This is a genomic window from Pseudomonas sp. NPDC078416 (assembly GCF_050268485.1).
Classification (GTDB): domain Bacteria; phylum Pseudomonadota; class Gammaproteobacteria; order Pseudomonadales; family Pseudomonadaceae; genus Aquipseudomonas.
Map to the genome: position 1 here is coordinate 68,744 of NZ_JBNNGV010000017.1, position 15,902 is coordinate 84,645.

At 61.2% G+C, this 15,902-nt stretch carries 12 protein-coding genes; 6 read left to right on the forward strand and 6 right to left on the reverse strand.

Features of this window, described 5'->3' with window-relative positions:
- Nucleotides 1-3: 3 nt before the first annotated feature.
- Nucleotides 4-2,151, reverse strand: a complete 2,148-nt coding sequence (gene fadB, locus ACQKEN_RS16035; RefSeq protein WP_427686906.1) for a fatty acid oxidation complex subunit alpha FadB — start codon at nt 2,149-2,151, stop codon at nt 4-6.
- 572 nt (nt 2,152-2,723) lie between these two features.
- Nucleotides 2,724-3,161 (reverse strand): hypothetical protein, encoded by a 438-nt coding sequence (locus ACQKEN_RS16040; RefSeq protein WP_427686908.1) that lies wholly within the window; start codon nt 3,159-3,161, stop codon nt 2,724-2,726.
- Nucleotides 3,162-3,271: 110 nt separating this feature from the next.
- Between ACQKEN_RS16040 and ACQKEN_RS16045 the strand changes: the two genes are divergently transcribed.
- Nucleotides 3,272-3,715, forward strand: a complete 444-nt coding sequence (locus ACQKEN_RS16045) for a universal stress protein (protein ID WP_427686909.1) — start codon at nt 3,272-3,274, stop codon at nt 3,713-3,715.
- Between the two features lie 69 nt (nt 3,716-3,784).
- Here the strand turns inward: ACQKEN_RS16045 and ACQKEN_RS16050 are convergent, their stop codons facing one another.
- Entirely contained in the window at nt 3,785-5,695 is a 1,911-nt protein-coding gene (locus tag ACQKEN_RS16050) for an ATP-binding cassette domain-containing protein (protein WP_122534495.1), read from the reverse strand.
- A gap of 214 nt (nt 5,696-5,909) precedes the next feature.
- Between ACQKEN_RS16050 and ACQKEN_RS16055 the strand changes: the two genes are divergently transcribed.
- A complete protein-coding gene (locus ACQKEN_RS16055; RefSeq protein ID WP_427686911.1) occupies nt 5,910-7,838 on the forward strand; it encodes a transglycosylase SLT domain-containing protein in 1,929 nt (642 codons plus the stop codon).
- A gap of 344 nt (nt 7,839-8,182) precedes the next feature.
- Here the strand turns inward: ACQKEN_RS16055 and ACQKEN_RS16060 are convergent, their stop codons facing one another.
- Nucleotides 8,183-8,989: an MOSC domain-containing protein gene (locus tag ACQKEN_RS16060; protein WP_427686913.1), complete on the reverse strand. Its 807-nt coding sequence runs from the start codon at nt 8,987-8,989 to the stop codon at nt 8,183-8,185.
- A 116-nt stretch (nt 8,990-9,105) separates the two neighbouring features.
- Entirely contained in the window at nt 9,106-10,032 is a 927-nt protein-coding gene (locus ACQKEN_RS16065) for a chemotaxis protein CheV (protein WP_237251305.1), read from the reverse strand.
- A 573-nt stretch (nt 10,033-10,605) separates the two neighbouring features.
- Here ACQKEN_RS16065 and ACQKEN_RS16070 point away from each other — a divergent pair.
- The 3 genes from ACQKEN_RS16070 (at nt 10,606) to ACQKEN_RS16080 (ending at nt 12,969) form a co-directional block, all read left to right on the forward strand.
- Nucleotides 10,606-11,109, forward strand: a complete 504-nt coding sequence (locus ACQKEN_RS16070; RefSeq protein WP_427686915.1) for a hypothetical protein — start codon at nt 10,606-10,608, stop codon at nt 11,107-11,109.
- A 343-nt stretch (nt 11,110-11,452) separates the two neighbouring features.
- Complete coding sequence (locus ACQKEN_RS16075; RefSeq protein ID WP_427686917.1) at nt 11,453-12,310, forward strand: sensor histidine kinase; 858 nt, start codon at nt 11,453-11,455, stop codon at nt 12,308-12,310.
- Entirely contained in the window at nt 12,307-12,969 is a 663-nt protein-coding gene (locus ACQKEN_RS16080) for a response regulator (protein ID WP_427686919.1), read from the forward strand. Before ACQKEN_RS16075 ends, ACQKEN_RS16080 begins: the two co-directional genes overlap by 4 nt.
- Before the next feature lie 49 nt (nt 12,970-13,018).
- Here ACQKEN_RS16080 and yegS read toward each other — a convergent pair whose 3' ends face one another.
- On the reverse strand, nt 13,019-13,927 hold the full coding sequence (yegS, locus tag ACQKEN_RS16085; protein ID WP_427686921.1) for a lipid kinase YegS: 909 nt from the start codon (nt 13,925-13,927) through the stop codon (nt 13,019-13,021).
- A gap of 443 nt (nt 13,928-14,370) precedes the next feature.
- Here yegS and ACQKEN_RS16090 point away from each other — a divergent pair, with 443 nt between their 5' ends.
- Entirely contained in the window at nt 14,371-15,822 is a 1,452-nt protein-coding gene (locus tag ACQKEN_RS16090) for a mannose-1-phosphate guanylyltransferase/mannose-6-phosphate isomerase (protein ID WP_427686923.1), read from the forward strand.
- The last annotated feature ends 80 nt before the right edge of the window (nt 15,823-15,902 follow it).

Below are 15,902 nucleotides of genomic sequence, written 5' to 3' on the forward strand. Positions count from 1 at the left end.
CACTTAGCCGAAGAAGCGTTGGCCGGTCTTGGCCATTTCACGCAGCTTCGCAGTGGGGTGGTACAGAGCGCCCAGATCAGCGTATCGGTCAGCCAGGGCCACGAATTCAGCGACACCGATCGAGTCGATGTAGCGCAGCGCGCCGCCACGGAACGGAGGGAAGCCGATGCCGTAGATCAGGCCCATGTCGGCCTCGGCCGCCGTGTCGACGATGCCGTCTTCCAGGCAACGCACGGTCTCGAGGCACAGCGGGATCATCATCCAGTTGATAATGTCCTCGTCGCTGACTTCACGCTGCTCGTAGATCACTGGCTTGAGCACTTCCAGCACGGAAGCGTCGACCACTTTCTTCGGCTTGCCCTGCTTGTCGGTCTCGTAGACGTAGAAGCCCTTGCCGTTCTTCTGGCCCAGGCGGTTGGCGTCGTACAGGGCGTCGACGGCGGTGCGGCGATCGTCCTTCATGCGGTCCGGGAAGCCTTCAGCCATGACGTCGCGACCGTGGTGGCCGGTGTCGATGCCGACCACGTCCATCAGGTACGCCGGGCCCATTGGCCAGCCGAATTTTTCCATGACCTTGTCGATGCGCACGAAGTCGACACCGGCGCTGACCAGCTTGGCGAAACCGCCGAAGTACGGGAACAGGATGCGGTTGACCAGGAAGCCCGGGCAGTCGTTGACCACGATCGGGTTCTTGCCCATCTTCTTGGCATAGGCCACGGTGGTCGCCACGGCGACTTCACTGGACTTCTCGCCACGGATGACTTCAACCAGCGGCATCATGTGCACCGGGTTGAAGAAGTGCATGCCGACGAAGTTTTCCGGACGCTTGAGGGCCTTGGCCAGCAAGCTGATGGAGATCGTCGAGGTGTTGGAAGCGAGAATGGTGTTTTCACCCACCTGCCCTTCCACTTCGGCCAGTACGGCCTGTTTGACCTTCGGGTTCTCGACCACGGCTTCGACGACGAGGTCGACGGTGCCAAAGTCGCCGTAGGACAGCGTAGGACGAATCGCATTGAGCGCTTCAGCCATCTTCGCGGTGGTCAACCGGCCTTTTTCGACGCGCTTGCCCAACAGCTTCGACGCTTCGCCCAAGCCCAGCGCGATGGCTTCTTCACGGATGTCCTTCATCAGGATCGGCGTGCCTTTGACAGCCGACTGATAGGCGATGCCGCCACCCATGATGCCGGCGCCCAGTACGGCGGCCTGCTTCACGTCCTTGGCCACTTCGTCGTAGACCTTGGCTTTCTTCTTCAGCTCCTGATCGTTCAGGAACAGACCGATCAGGCTCGCGGCGGCCGAGGTCTTGGCCATCTTCACGAAACCGGCCGCTTCCACTTCCAGCGCTTTGTCGCGACCGAAATTGGCGGCTTTCTGAATGGTTTTGATGGCTTCAACAGGCGCCGGGTAGTTCGGGCCGGCCTGGCCTGCCACGAAGCCCTTGGCGGTTTCGAAAGCCATCATCTGCTCGATGGCGTTGAGCTTGAGCTTGTCCAGCTTGGGCTGACGCTTGGCCTTGAAATCGAACTCGCCGGAGATGGCGCGCTTGATCAGGTCCAGTGCGGCTTCCTGCAGTTTGCCCGGTGCAACCACTGCGTCGACAGCGCCCACTTTCAGTGCATCTTCAGCGCTGTTGTCTTTGCCGGACGCGATCCACTCAACGGCGTTATCGACACCGATCAGGCGCGGCAGGCGGACGGTGCCGCCGAAGCCCGGGTAGATGCCGAGTTTGACTTCAGGCAGGCCGACCTTGGCGGTGGCGGACATCACGCGGAAGTCAGCAGCCAGGCACATTTCCAGACCGCCACCCAGCGCGATGCCGTTGATGGCAGCGAGGGTCGGTACGTTGAGGTCTTCGAAGGCGCTGAAGATTTTGTTGGCTTCGAGGTTGCCGGCGACGAGTTCAGCGTCCGGCAGCTTGAAGTTATCGACGAATTCGGTGATGTCGGCGCCGACGATGAACACGTCCTTGCCGCTGGTGACGATGACGCCCTTGATCGAGCTGTCGGCCTTGATGGCTTCGATGGCCTGACTGAGGTCGTTGAGGGTGAGACGATTGAACTTGTTGACGGACTCACCCTTGAGGTCGAACTGCAGTTCGACGATGCCACTTTCAAGAGCCTTAACCGTGATGGCTTTACCTTCGTAAATCATCAACTGATCTCCACGATATGGAAGCTGAACAATACGCATCAGACGCTGATATCCGGCGCTCTGCACGACGTTGCCGTCGAGGCGAAACACCAAACGCCAGTCACCCCGTCGACGCGATTCGAGCGTCTGTCAGAGCATTCCTACGGCAAACGCTCAATTCATACGCCCGTTTGATTTGGGTGCGGCTACCTTCTGCCATATTCCAGCAATTGTCAATTCGTCAGACAGCGGGCAAAACCGGCAAATCGCAGGTAAAACGTGCGCCTGATGCGGGCTCATTCAGGGCAATGATCACAGGGGGTTGAGACTGACGAGGGTCGACCGTAGCGGCGAAACACCGATTCAGAACGAAGGAAGAAATAAACAGTGCGGCAGCAGACAAATGCACCATTAAGGTCTACATTCAGCGCACTGCGCATCAAGACGGGTCGTTAGACCGCCGTCAGACTGGCGCGATTGATCCCGTCGCGGCATTGCACCGCGCGGCACCTGAATTACGGCCTGCCTGGCCAACCCCGGCCCGATGTTGTTATCGGGCTTTTTAATGCCCGCGATTCGGGCATGGGGACCGGTTACGCCAGGGCCTTCAGCACTGCCGCAATGTGCTGCAGTACTTCAGGCTCGCCACGCTCGGCCCAGTACACGGCAATCAGCTGCTTGCCCGCGTCCACTTTGTAGACGTCTGCCGGCAGCGTCTTGAACTGCTCGAGCAGGCGCGGATCTTCGCACGGCTCGCGCCACTGGTTAACCCACACCCCCGGTTCCATCTGCCAGTACACCCAGACATCGGGCGCCCGCGCGCTACGTGGCCGGTGATACTGCGGGCACGGGCTCGGTGGCTCGGTAGGCAGCCAATGCGGCCACTCCTGAGGAATCAGCTGCATGGCCAGCCCCATTCGCCGGGCCTGCATGCGCATGGCCATTCTGCCGCTCTGCGACCGCGAGGGGCGCAGCCAGACAAGCGGACTTAAAACCACCGCAATGATTGACAGGATGATCCACACCGTCATATTTGTACGCCCCCCGCGGCGGCAAGCGGCGGGTGGATCACATCGGCGTGCCAGAGGCGCGTGAAAAGAGCCATAATCAAAACCATCGCAAACCTCGGAAGGAACACCCCATGTCCTATGAACATATCCTGGTAGCCGTGGACCTCACTGAAGAGTGCGATCCAGTCATCAAAAAAGCCATGGCGCTGGCGTTGGCCGGCCACTCCAAGCTTTCGCTGGTGCACATCGTCGAACCCATGGCCATGGCTTTCGGTGGCGATGTTCCGATGGACCTCTCGCAGCTGCAGCAACAGCAGTTCGATCAGGCCAAGGAAAAACTGGAAAAGCTGAAACTGAAATACCCCGACGTGAAAACCGGCGACAGCCATCTGACCTACGGCCAGCCACGTCAGGAAATTCACAACCTGGCGAAGGAACACCACGTCGACCTGATCGTGGTGGGTAGCCACGGCCGTCACGGTCTCTCTTTGCTGCTCGGCTCGACCGCCAATGACGTTCTGCACGGCGCACCGTGCGACGTGCTGGCCGTCCGACTGGTCAAGCGCGCGGACTGATCCAGGCCTGCAAACAAAAGCCCGGCCCTTGAAAAAGGACCGGGCTTTTTTATTGCCGCAGGTGCCCGATCACTCGTCCAGCTCGGCCCAACGCTCAAGCAGCCCGTCCAGTTCGCCTTGCAGGCTTTCCAGCTGCGCCATGACGGCAGTGGTTTGCTCCGCAGGACGCTGATAGAAACCGGCCTCGGCCATCTCGGCACTGAGCGCAGCCATTTGCGCTTCTACAGCGTCAATTTGGGCGGGCAATGCTTCCAGCTCGCGCTGCAGTTTATAGCTGAGCTTCTTTTTCGCGACCGGCATTTCTGCCGCTGCGACGGGTGCTGCCTGAACCACGGCAGTGGCCAGTTCGGACTTGCCGGACTTGCTGTCGGTGACGCCCAGCAGACGCGGCGAGCCGCCCTGACGAATCCAGTCCTGATAGCCACCGACGAATTCGCGGACCTTGCCCTCGCCTTCGAACACCAGGGTGCTGGTGACGACGTTGTCGAGGAATGCCCGGTCGTGGCTGACCATCAGCACGGTGCCCTTGAAGGTCAACAGGACCTCTTCAAGGAGTTCGAGGGTCTCGACGTCCAGATCGTTGGTCGGTTCGTCGAGGACCAGCAGGTTGGCCGGCTTGCTGAACAGTTTGGCGAGCAGCAGACGCGCGCGCTCACCACCCGACAATGCCTTGACCGGTGTGCGTGCCCGCTGCGGGCTGAACAGGAAGTCGCCCAGGTAGCTGAGGACGTGGCGGCTCTGGCCGTCGATGTCGATGAAGTCGCGGCCTTCGGCCACGTTATCGATAACGGTCTTTTCCAGATCGAGCTGGTGACGCAACTGGTCGAAGTAGGCAACGTCCAGACGGGTACCGACTTCCACCTTGCCGCTGGTGGGCTGGAGGTTATCGAGCATCAGCTTGAGCAGCGTGGTCTTGCCGGTACCGTTGGCGCCGAGCAAACCGATACGGTCTTCGCGCTGCAGGACCATGGAAAAGTCCTTGATCAGCATCGGCCCGCCCGGGTGAGCGAAGCTGACGTTGTCGAGCACCATCACCTGCTTGCCGGATTTGTCTGCCGTGTCGAGCTGGATGTTGGCCTTGCCGGTGCGTTCGCGACGGTCGCTGCGCTCGACGCGCAATGCCTTCAGAGCACGCACACGGCCTTCGTTACGGGTACGACGGGCCTTGATGCCCTGACGAATCCACACTTCTTCCTGGGCCAGACGTTTGTCGAACAGCGCGTTGGCGGTTTCTTCCGCCGCGAGCATGGCTTCCTTGTGCACCAGGAAGCTGGCGTAGTCGCCGTCCCAGTCGATCAGGCCGCCACGGTCGAGTTCGAGAATGCGGGTCGCGAGGTTTTGCAGGAATGACCGGTCGTGGGTGATGAACAACACCGCGCCCTGGAATTCCTTCAAGGCTTCTTCGAGCCAGGCGATGGCGCCGATGTCGAGGTGGTTGGTCGGTTCGTCGAGCATCAGCAGATCAGGCTCGGACACCAGCGCCTGGGCCAGCAACACGCGACGACGCCAGCCACCGGACAGTTCGGCGAGGGTCTTGTCGGCCGGCAGTTGCAGACGGCTGAGGGTGCTGTCCACCAACTGCTGCAGGCGCCAGCCGTCACGGGCCTCGAGGTCCGACTGCACGTGCATCAGCTTGTCGAGGTCTTCGGCGGTGACGATGTTCTGGCTCAAGTGGTGGTACTGAGCAAGCAGCTCGCCCACGCCATCCAGGCCTTCGGCAACGACGTCGAACACAGTACGGCCGTCAGCGACCGGCAACTCCTGGGGCAGCTCGCCGATCTTGAGGCCCGGCGCGCGCCAGACATTGCCGTCGTCGGGCATCTGAATGCCCTTGACGAGCTTCAACATGCTGGATTTGCCAGTGCCGTTGCGGCCGATGATGCAGACCCGCTCACCACGGGCGATCTGCCAAGACACCTTGTCCAACAACGGCATGGCGCCGAACGCAAGGGACACATCGCTGAATTTGAGCAGGGTCATGAGCTTCTCCAAAAACCGGGCGCGCATTCTACCTGAGATAACCCGGCAGAGGGGCGGCTAATCGATGACAGGACGTCGTCCGGACCCGGTAGTCGGCCGATCCCAAGCCGGGGTTTGTTTCCATCTATCACGACGGGCAAGGCAGCGCTTCAACCCGCGCGGGCAACAGGCTAAGCTAGCCGCACTTTTCACGATGCATCTGCACGGAAGTCTCATGCGCAGTCGTTTCTTCAGCCTTTTGTCCTGCCTGCTTCTGTCGGCCACCGCTGCCCAGTCCGTCCACGCAGTCGATCTCACCACCCAACGCCAGTATTACGATGAATCCAAGCGGGCGTTGGCCAAAGGCGACGGTGGCCCTTATCGCACCTATGCCGCCGCGCTGGCGGATTATCCCCTGGAGCCGTACCTGGCTTATGACGAACTCACCGCCCGCCTGAACAGCGCGAGTGACGAGGAAGTCGAGAAATTCTTCGCCGAGCATGGCGACCTGCCTCAGGCGAACTACATGAAACTGCGCTGGCTGCGACTGCTGGCTTCGCGCGGTGACTGGCAGCCCTTCGTCAAGTATTACGACCCCAAGCTGAATTTCGTCGAGCTCGACTGCCTGTATGGGTCGTATCAGCTCAGCCACAACCAGCGCGCGGAAGGCTATGCCAACGCCGAGAAGACCTGGATGACCGGCAAGACGCTGCCGGCGGCCTGCGATACGTTTTTCACCCAGTGGGCCGTCGAAGGTCAGTTGACCGAGCAAAAACGCTGGCAGCGCGCCAAGCTCGCCGCGCAGGTGCGCAACTACGCGCTGGCCAATCAACTGGTCAACAGCATGACCACCCTCGCGCCCCAGGGCCGTTTGCTGATCGCCGTGGCGCAGAAGCCGGAAATGGTCAACAACCAGGGCCAGTTCATGCCGGCCGACGAGGCCATGTCCGATGTGGTCGGACTGGGCCTGCGTCGTCTCGCCAAGCAGGACCCGCAGCGGGCGATGGAACTGCTCGACAGTTACGCGCCGGTGCTGCATTTCTCCCACGAAGAACAGGTTCAGATCGCCAAGGAAATCGGCCTGACGCTGGCTCGCAGTTACGACGGTCGCGCCCTTGAGGTCATGACCAAGTACGATCCGGACCTGCGCGACAACACCGTCACCGAATGGCGCCTGCGCCTGTTGCTGCGACTGGGTCGCTGGAGTGACGCGTACGAGCTGACCCGTCGCCTGCCCCAGGACCTGGCGACCACGAACCGCTGGCGTTACTGGCAGGCCCGCTCGCTGGAACTGGCCCAGCCCAACAGCCCGTTGCTGCCGGGGCTGTACAAAGCGGTGGCGAAGGAGCGTGATTTCTACGGTTTCCTCGCCGCTGACCGCACGCAGACGCCGTACATGCTCAACAACAAGCCGCTGGTGCTGAGCCAGGCGCTCATGAACAAGGTGCGCAACACCCCGGGCGTGCGCCGGGCACTGGAGTTCTATGATCGCGGGCAGATCGTCGACGGTCGCCGCGAGTGGTACCACGTCACCCGTCGCTTCAGCCGGGACGAAATGGTTGCTCAGGCCAGGCTGGCGTACGACATGCACTGGTACTTCCCGGCCATCCGCACCATCAGCCAGGCGCAATATTGGGACGACCTCGACATCCGTTTCCCGATGGCCCACCGCGACACCCTGGTGCGTGAAGCGCAATTCCGCGGGTTGCATTCGAGCTGGGTGTTTGCGATCACCCGACAGGAAAGCGCGTTCATGGACGACGCCCGCTCCGGCGTCGGCGCTGCAGGCTTGATGCAACTGATGCCCGCCACCGCGAAAGAGACCGCACGCAAATTCAGCATTCCTCTGGCATCGCCGGCGCAGGTGCTTGATCCGGACAAGAACATCCAGCTCGGCGCCGCGTACCTGAGCCAGGTCCATGCGCAGTTCAATGGCAACCGGGTGCTTGCTTCGGCAGCGTATAACGCAGGCCCGGGGCGCGTACGTCAGTGGCTGAGGGGCGCCAATCACCTGGCCTTCGACGTCTGGGTCGAGAGCATTCCGTTCGACGAGACCCGTCAGTACGTGCAGAACGTGCTGTCGTATGCGGTTATCTACGGCCAGAAGCTCAACTCACCGCAGCCGCTGGTGGACTGGCATGAACGGTTCTTTGATGATTTGTAAAAGACGGGAGTCGGGCTGGGGTTGCCAGCCCGATTGCACTGGCCATCGGGGCCAGATGAACCCGTAGGAGCCGGCTTGCTGGCGAACGCGGGGGTCAGCAACGGCAGTGTTGTCTGAGCCGGCGCATTCGCGGGCAAGCGCGCTCCCACAATGAGTAGGCGCTAAACCCCGAGTTTGGGCTGCATGTAAATCTGTAGGAGCCGGCTTGCTGGCGAACGCGTTGGGTCAGGCGCTGCAGCAGTGAATGTTCAACCGCATTCGCCAGCAAGCCGGCTCCTACGGTGAAATTGCGTATTCCCCATAGGACCGGCTTTAGCCGGGAAGGCGTACGAGCAAGCGCTCAACTACTCCAGTACTTCAACCTCCATCCCGACCTCGACCACCCCTGGCCCATCACTGACCAGATTCTGGCCAAACCAGATCTCCCCTTCCCGCTCCCGATACGTCTTCAGCGTGGTCATCGGTTCGCGATCCGCGCTGCGTTCACCGGTTGCCGGATCGATCGTCGTCAGAATGCACCGCGAGCAGGGCTTCAACACCCGCAATTCAACACCGCCAATCCGAATCCGCTTCCAGCCATCCTCCGCAAATGCCTCGGCGCCGGACACCACCAGATTCGGGCGAAACCGCAGCATCTCCAGCGGGCGGCCCACCTTCCGGGATAAGTCGTCCAGCGACGACTGGCCGATCAACAACAGCGGGAACCCGTCAGCAAACCCGACCCTGTCTTCCATTGCCCCGAAACCGGAAGGCAACCCGCGAGCGCGCGCTTTCGGCACATGCACCAGCCGCGTCGGCTTGCCCACCAGGGCGCTGACCCAGTGCGCCGCTTCCTCGCCCGCATCCGGCACCCGGAAACTGTCGCGCCAGATCGTGATGCCGCGCAGATTGGCTTCTTCATCGACCGGCACTGGCACATCCAGACTGCCCAGGCCCGGGGCCGACAGCGTTACGCCGTCACCCTTCCACAACACCGACAGCTGTGACATCTGCGGCAGCGCGCGCTGGCTGTAAAACCGCCCACTGGCTTCGTCCACCAGCATCCAGCGTCGATCGCCGCTCATGCCCAACTCATCGAAACTGGCCTGCTGCAACGACTCGGCCATGCAGGATTTGAGGGGGTACCGATACAGTGCGCTGAGGTGAAACATGTACGCGTCCTTATGCCAGAGCGGAAAGCCACACTCTATACGAGACGCCGGAAAACCAAGCGGTACAGATGCAAAAAAGCCCCTCCATACAGCAAGGGGCTTGAAACAGAACCGGATCAGTTGTCGAGCATGAGCCGCTCGCGGACCACGTCGACCAGCTTGTCCGGCTGGAATTTGGAGAGGAAGTTATCGCAGCCGACCTTCTTGACCATGGACTCGTTGAAGCTGCCGGACAGCGAGGTGTGCAGCACGACGTAAAGACCGCGCAGACGAGGATCGTTACGGATTTCCGTGGTCAGGCGGTAGCCGTCCATTTCCGGCATCTCGGCGTCGGTGAAGACCATCAGCAGCTTGTCCGTCATGACCTCGCCGGTGTCCGCCCAGCTCTTGAGCAGGTTCAGGGCTTTCAACCCGTCACGGGCAACGTGCATCTTCACGCCAAGCTGGCCGAGGGTGTCACGCAACTGCGAGAGCGCCACGTTGGAATCGTCCACCAGCAGTACTTCGCGGCCAATGGCCCGGGCGAGGACCGGATCGTCCAGCTTGTCGCGGGAGACCTTGGCGCTGTACGGCACGATTTCGGCGAGGACCTTCTCCACGTCGATGATCTCCACCAACTGGTCATCGACCTTGCTGATGGCGGTCAGGTAATGCTGACGTCCGGCGCTGGTCGGCGGCGGCAGGATCGCCTCCCAGTTCATGTTGACGATGCGGTCGACGCCGCCCACCAGAAACGCCTGAACCGAGCGGTTGTATTCGGTCACGATGATCGTGCTCGAAGGCCCCGGCACCAGCGGACGCATGCCGATCGCCTGGGACAGGTCGATGACCGGCAGGGTCTGGCCGCGCAGATTGACCACGCCGCACACGAACGGATGACGCTGGGGCATCAGCGTCAGCTTGGGCAGTTGCAGGACTTCCTGAACCTTGAATACGTTGATCGCGAACAACTGTCGGCCAGCCAGGCGGAACATGAGGATTTCCAGGCGGTTCTCACCTACCAGCTGTGTACGTTGGTCTACTGTGTCGAGAATGCCAGCCATCTGTTGCTCCTGGAGCAGGGTTCAAGTAAGTCCGCCTACCCTGTATCGGCAGCCCCGCGACAGACCTTAATCGGGCTTGATCAGGCTTAATCGTGGTAGAAACGGGCATTGCGCATTTGATATCACATTAACATCACACAAGACCTGTCGACAGACCTGAGCGCGGGCAGACCGGCGAACGGCGTGGCTTTCAGACGCGCGGCCCGATGAAAACCTGCTCAAGCACGCCGCCGCGAGTAGGGGTAACCCCTAAGGGCACTCGGGGCGAACCCGATATTCGACCTTTGCAATAGCCATTACTGTGACGCCCTTCCCGTCATTGAATGGAGTCAGGCATGCGGTTGCGCTCGCGGACGTTTCCCCCCTACCGGCCGGCCCCCTTGCAACGGCCCGACCTCGCGAGCCCTGTGGGCAGATGATCGTCTTACGCGTTCATGCCGATCACGCCGCCCTGCCCGACCATTCGCAACAATCAGAAACGCCCTACAGACTTTCCAGTGCCTTCAACATTAACTTTGGGCCACTCGCCCCACGCGACCTGACGTCGCCATTTGAGAAGAGTGGAGATTGCACATGCTGAACGGCAATGAATGGCAGCAGTTGCACGCAGAGTTTCTCACCGATACCCAGACGCTCATGTGCCGCGCCGATGAATGCCTCAGTCATCTTGAATTGATCAGCGATGATCGTGACGCGATGGAATGTCTGCTCACCACATTGCAACAACTTGCCGGCAAGGCAGACACACACGGCGTTGAAACCGTGGCTGGTTTCGCCCGCCATCTGCGTTATCTCCTGTACTTCGCCAACGCGGCCGGCCAATTGCAGCCAGAGGCATTGCACGGGCTCAAGCGCTGCTTCGAGCTGCTGGCCTGGCAGCTTGAGCTCATCGACCCCCACACCGGATCGCTGGCGCTGGACGACAGCGAGCAGTGCGGTTTGCTGGACGCATTCGCCTGCCAGTGCGGAGTCAGCAAACGGGAGCACAACGTCGCCGTAAAGCCGGGCTGGTCGGTCAGTGCCGGGCAGTGCGACGTCCTCGCACCCGCGTACGCCGATCACAGTGAAGCGCGATGAATGCCTGCTCGTTGACCTGGAACACACTCGTGTTCCGGCCTTGAAAGCTAACCGAACGGACAATCGGCCTGGTTATTGACGTCAGTCGGGTTTCAACCTCAGCCCTTAATAACGCCGGCAATTAATGTACTATCGGCGCGCTCGAAGGGACGCTTGAAGCAGCACTTTCTTCTGTCCATTCGATTAGCCGTTCGGACACGTTGCACCCCTACAGAGGAAGTTCAGCATTGTGTTTTCGCAGTGCCCTTTCAAATGGCCTGGCAGATCCGTCAGGTGTAGACATCCATTATCGATGGCTTCATTCGCTATGCATGGCAGCAGCAAATTCCCTGGCGTTCAGCGAATGAACCCCGGCAGCACCGTTCGCTGGGTAGCCTTGGTGTGCCTGGTGACCACGGGATGCAATGTGATCGCGTACCTGGCGGGCGGCGCTCTGCCGCTGGCGCTGGCGCTGGCAATTATCAACGGGCTGGCGTTTGCAGGCCTCTGCTACAGCATGGCCCGTCCGAACCGGACCATTCAGTTCCGGCCCAAGGAACTGGCCGATCACATGCTGCAGGTCCAGGAAACCGAGCGTCATCGTCTGAGCCGCGAACTGCACGATGACATCGGCCAGATGCTCACGGCAGCAAAAATGCAAAGCGACTGGCTTCAGCGCCGCGCCCCGCAAGAGTTGCACGCACAGTGCACGATGCTCATCAACACCCTCGATGAAACCCTGGCGAAGGTTCGCGACGTATCCGCCATTCTCAATCCCCGACAGCTCACCAGCCTGGGACTGGAAGCCAGCCTGCGCGCGCATTTGCTGCGCACGCTGTCGGCCACTTCCGTGCAGTGGAGCCTGGAATGCCAGCAGCGCCTGGACGGTATTCCCGAAGAGATCGCCGTGGCGGCATTCCGCATTACTCAGGAAGCCGTGACCAATATGCTGCGCCACGCCCAGGCGCAAAACCTGCGCGTGCAACTGCAGCGCCGGCCGGAAGGGTTGTCGCTGAGCATTCGCGATGATGGTCAAGGATTCGCTCCGGCGCTGAGCCCCGCCGGTCAAGGGCAGCGCGGTATGGCGGGCATGGCGGAGCGCGTCAGCCTGTTGGGCGGTGAGTTGAACGTCGCCAGCGAGCCCGGGCAAGGCACCTGCATTCAGGCGCTGTTTCCGTGGGCGCCGCGTGTCCGCGGACGCGCTGAAGGCAGCAAGCCGTGAGTGTCTGCAACGTACTGCTGGTGGATGATCACGCGCTGATCCGCGCCGGCGTCCGCGCGCTGGTGTCGGACATCCCGGGTTACGCCGTCATCGGCGAGGCCAGCAATGGCCATCAGTTGCTGGAAATGAGCCTGCAGCTGGAACCCGACATCATTCTGCTCGACATCTCCATGGGCGATAGCGACGGGCTGGACGCTTTGCAACGCCTGCGTCAGACGCTGCCCCACAGCAAGGTGCTGATCCTGTCGATGCACACCGAACCGCGTCTGATCATGCGCGCGCTGGCGTGCGGCGCCCACGGTTACCTCCTCAAGGATGCAACCGCCAGCGAGATCGAGCACGCGCTGAACGCACTGCGCGATGGCGCACGCTACCTGAGCCCGGCCATCGCTCACACGGTCATCAGCCAGGCGTTGGTCGGTAGCCAGACGGCGCCTGCCGAAGTCGCCGAGGGTCATAACCTCACCGCGCGGCAGCTGGAGATCCTGCGGCTGGTGGTCAGGGGCACTTCCACGCGTGAAATCGCCGCCGGCCTTGGCCTGAGTGTCAAAACGGTGGAAACCCATCGCGCGCAGATCATGAAACGGCTGCACATCTACGACGTGCCGGGGCTTGTGCTGTTCTGTGTAAGAGAGCGAATCATCAGCCTGGATGACTGAGGACGTCAGATGAGCGCGCGATCGCGGCCCATCTGACGGTTGTCGAGGCTCAGGCCAACTGTCGCGTCTGTCCCAGCAACGGCGAATGCGACGGCAGGTGCACGCGCAACGCGCCTGCCCGCGCTTCGAAACGGGTTGCTTCGCCGCTCAACGGTTCGCCGTCGAGGTTGATATTCAGCCCCTGCGCCGACTTGAGCTCGACCCAAGGCAGCCGCGCGCGGACAAACATATTGTCGAGGCCCAGACCGCCTTCGAGCAGACTCTTCAGCGTGCTCACTACCTCCTGGGGCGCTGGCAGAATACTGATGTCCAGCAGGCCGTCATCGGCCAGGGCTTCCGGGCACAACGGATGGCCGCCGCCCGCCTGACGACCGTTGCCGATCCCCAACGCCAGCATCTCGCCCTTCCAGTGAAAGTCCGGGCCGGTGAATTCGCCGTAAGCCGCTTTCAACTCGCTGAAGCGCGTCAGGCCGGTGAACAGGTAGGCCGCACCGCCGAGGATCTTTTTCAAGTCTTCTGAAGTGTTGGCGGTAACCTGGCTGCCAAATCCGCCGGTGGCCATGTTGAGGAACATCTGCCCGCCCACAGCCCCCATGTCGACCGGGCGCGCCGGGACGTCCAGCAGGTCAAGGGCCTGATCGGGTTCCAGCGGTACGCCCGCTGAACGGGCGAAATCGTTGGCGGTACCCAGCGGCATGATCACCAGGCTGGCGTCGACTTCAGACAGCGCCAGCGCCTCCGCCACATCCCGCAGCGTGCCATCGCCGCCACCGGCGATGATCTGCCGATGCCCGGCCTCCAGACCCTCGCGTACCAGGCGTTGGGCATCGCCCGCTTCCCAGGTCACGCGCACGTCCAGTTCCCAGCCATGTTTGCGCTTGCGCTCCACCGCCTCGCGGACATCCTCGTTGAGCGCCTGCTTGCCGTGAAGAATCAGTAATGCCCTGCGCGCTGTCATATTGCTTCCTTCTACCTGTACGAATTCATGCGTGATGTGTTGACCGCACGCGCTGCAAAAAAAGCCCGTCAGGGGAAAAACTTTTAAATCGCATTCCCCGATAAAGAGACGCTTTGGCATTCATCCGGACAGGCTTGGAATGGCTAGGTATTGCGCCCGGTGATGGCAAAAAGCCTTGAATGGCAGAGACTTACGCGTGATGGCCCTGCAGCCACTCTGCTTCAGCACCAGACCTGTGTGGCTTTGCGTCCCGTAAATAGGGGACGAAAGGCGTTAATTCTGCGTTACAGGCCCTTGAATTGCACGGGTGAAAAGCGCCTAATCGACAAATAATTGGCTAATTTGAGCGAGACTCGCCGAAAAGTCAGTAAATTGACTTTGTGCGTGATAGCCCGAAATGCAGCCCTGTCATTGATTCATGGATCGAAGAGGCGAGAAACCCCATGCAACTGATTCCCTGCATTATTGCTGGCGGCGCCGGCACCCGGCTGTGGCCTGTTTCACGCGAGGCGATGCCCAAACCTTTCATGCGCCTGCCGGACGGCGAAAGCCTGCTGCAGAAGACGTTCAACCGCGCCAGCCAGCTGGAGGGCGTCGAAAGCGTGCTCACCGTCACCAATCGGGAAGTGTATTTCCGCACCGTTGACGACTACCGGCTGCTGAACACGCACCAACGGGCACTTGAGTTTCTGCTCGAGCCATTTGGTCGCAACACCGCTCCCGCCATCGCCGCCGCCGCCCTGCACGTTCAGGCGCGTTACGGTGATGACGCTCAGCTGCTGATTCTGCCGGCGGACCAACTGATCAATGACGTTGCCGCCTTCGAGACGGCCGTGCAGAGCGCACGCAAACTGGCGGACGAGGGCTGGCTGGTGACGTTCGGTCTGATCCCCTCCCGCGCCGAAACCGGTTTTGGCTACATCGAGAAAGGTCAGGCACTCAGCAGCGAGGCCTATCAGGTCGCGCGCTTCGTCGAGAAGCCCGATGCCGTCACCGCCCAGGACTATCTCGCGGGCGGTCTGCATTTGTGGAATGCCGGGATGTTCTGCATGCGCGTCGATGTCCTGCTCGCTGAGCTGGAAACTCACGCGCCGGAGGTCCTGGTCGCCGTGCGCCATTGTCTGGCGCAGTGCAACAGCAAGGAAGGCCGTAACGAGTTGCAGATCGAACTGGACAGCACGACCTTCGCCCTGGCGCCGAACATTTCCATCGATTACGCGTTGATGGAGCGTTCCCGGAAGGTCGCGGTGGTGCCGTGCGAGATGGGTTGGAGCGATATCGGTTCGTGGCAGGCCATTCGCGAGCTGAGTCCGGCCGATGAAAACGGCAACCGATGCAACGGCGAGGTCGTGTTGCATGACGTGACCAACTGCTACATCGACTCGAAAAAGCGCCTGGTCGGCGGAGTGGGTCTGGACAACCTGATCATCATCGACACGCCGGACGCTTTGTTGATCGCCGACGCCGATCGCAGTCAGGAGGTCAAGGTCATCGCCCAGGCGCTCAAGCGTCAGGGCCATCCGGCGTACTTGTTGCACAATACTGTCACCCGGCCGTGGGGCACTTACACGGTGCTGGAGGAAGGCAAGCGCTTCAAGATCAAGCGCATCGTGGTGAAACCGCAGGCGGCTTTGTCGCTGCAGATGCATCACCACCGCAGCGAGCACTGGATTGTGGTCAGCGGTATGGCTCGCGTTACCAATGGCGAGAAGGAGTTCATGCTCGACACGAACGAGTCGACGTTCATTCAACCCGGCCACACCCATCGGCTGGTCAATCCGGGGGTCATTGATCTGGTGATGATCGAGGTGCAAAGCGGGGAGTATCTGGGGGAAGACGACATCGTGCGGTTTACTGATGTGTATGGGCGGGTGCCTGAGGCTGCGAAAGCTTAGCCGTTGTTTGCTTAGATCAAGATCAACGGCGTCTGCCTGGCGGCAGACTGTTTCGGCTTCGCCGAGTTACTTGGAAAAGC

Excerpts from the sequence above, each read along its gene's own strand:
- fadB (WP_427686906.1), bottom strand. The coding sequence starts at position 2,151 with ATGATTTACGAAGGTAAAGCCATCACGGTTAAGGCTCTTGAAAGTGGC.
- ACQKEN_RS16040 (WP_427686908.1), bottom strand. The coding sequence starts at position 3,161 with ATGACGGTGTGGATCATCCTGTCAATCATTGCGGTGGTTTTAAGTCCG.
- ACQKEN_RS16045 (WP_427686909.1), top strand. The coding sequence starts at position 3,272 with ATGTCCTATGAACATATCCTGGTAGCCGTGGACCTCACTGAAGAGTGC.
- ACQKEN_RS16050 (WP_122534495.1), bottom strand. The coding sequence starts at position 5,695 with ATGACCCTGCTCAAATTCAGCGATGTGTCCCTTGCGTTCGGCGCCATG.
- ACQKEN_RS16055 (WP_427686911.1), top strand. The coding sequence starts at position 5,910 with ATGCGCAGTCGTTTCTTCAGCCTTTTGTCCTGCCTGCTTCTGTCGGCC.
- ACQKEN_RS16060 (WP_427686913.1), bottom strand. The coding sequence starts at position 8,989 with ATGTTTCACCTCAGCGCACTGTATCGGTACCCCCTCAAATCCTGCATG.
- ACQKEN_RS16065 (WP_237251305.1), bottom strand. The coding sequence starts at position 10,032 with ATGGCTGGCATTCTCGACACAGTAGACCAACGTACACAGCTGGTAGGT.
- ACQKEN_RS16070 (WP_427686915.1), top strand. The coding sequence starts at position 10,606 with ATGCTGAACGGCAATGAATGGCAGCAGTTGCACGCAGAGTTTCTCACC.
- ACQKEN_RS16075 (WP_427686917.1), top strand. The coding sequence starts at position 11,453 with ATGAACCCCGGCAGCACCGTTCGCTGGGTAGCCTTGGTGTGCCTGGTG.
- yegS (WP_427686921.1), bottom strand. The coding sequence starts at position 13,927 with ATGACAGCGCGCAGGGCATTACTGATTCTTCACGGCAAGCAGGCGCTC.
- ACQKEN_RS16090 (WP_427686923.1), top strand. The coding sequence starts at position 14,371 with ATGCAACTGATTCCCTGCATTATTGCTGGCGGCGCCGGCACCCGGCTG.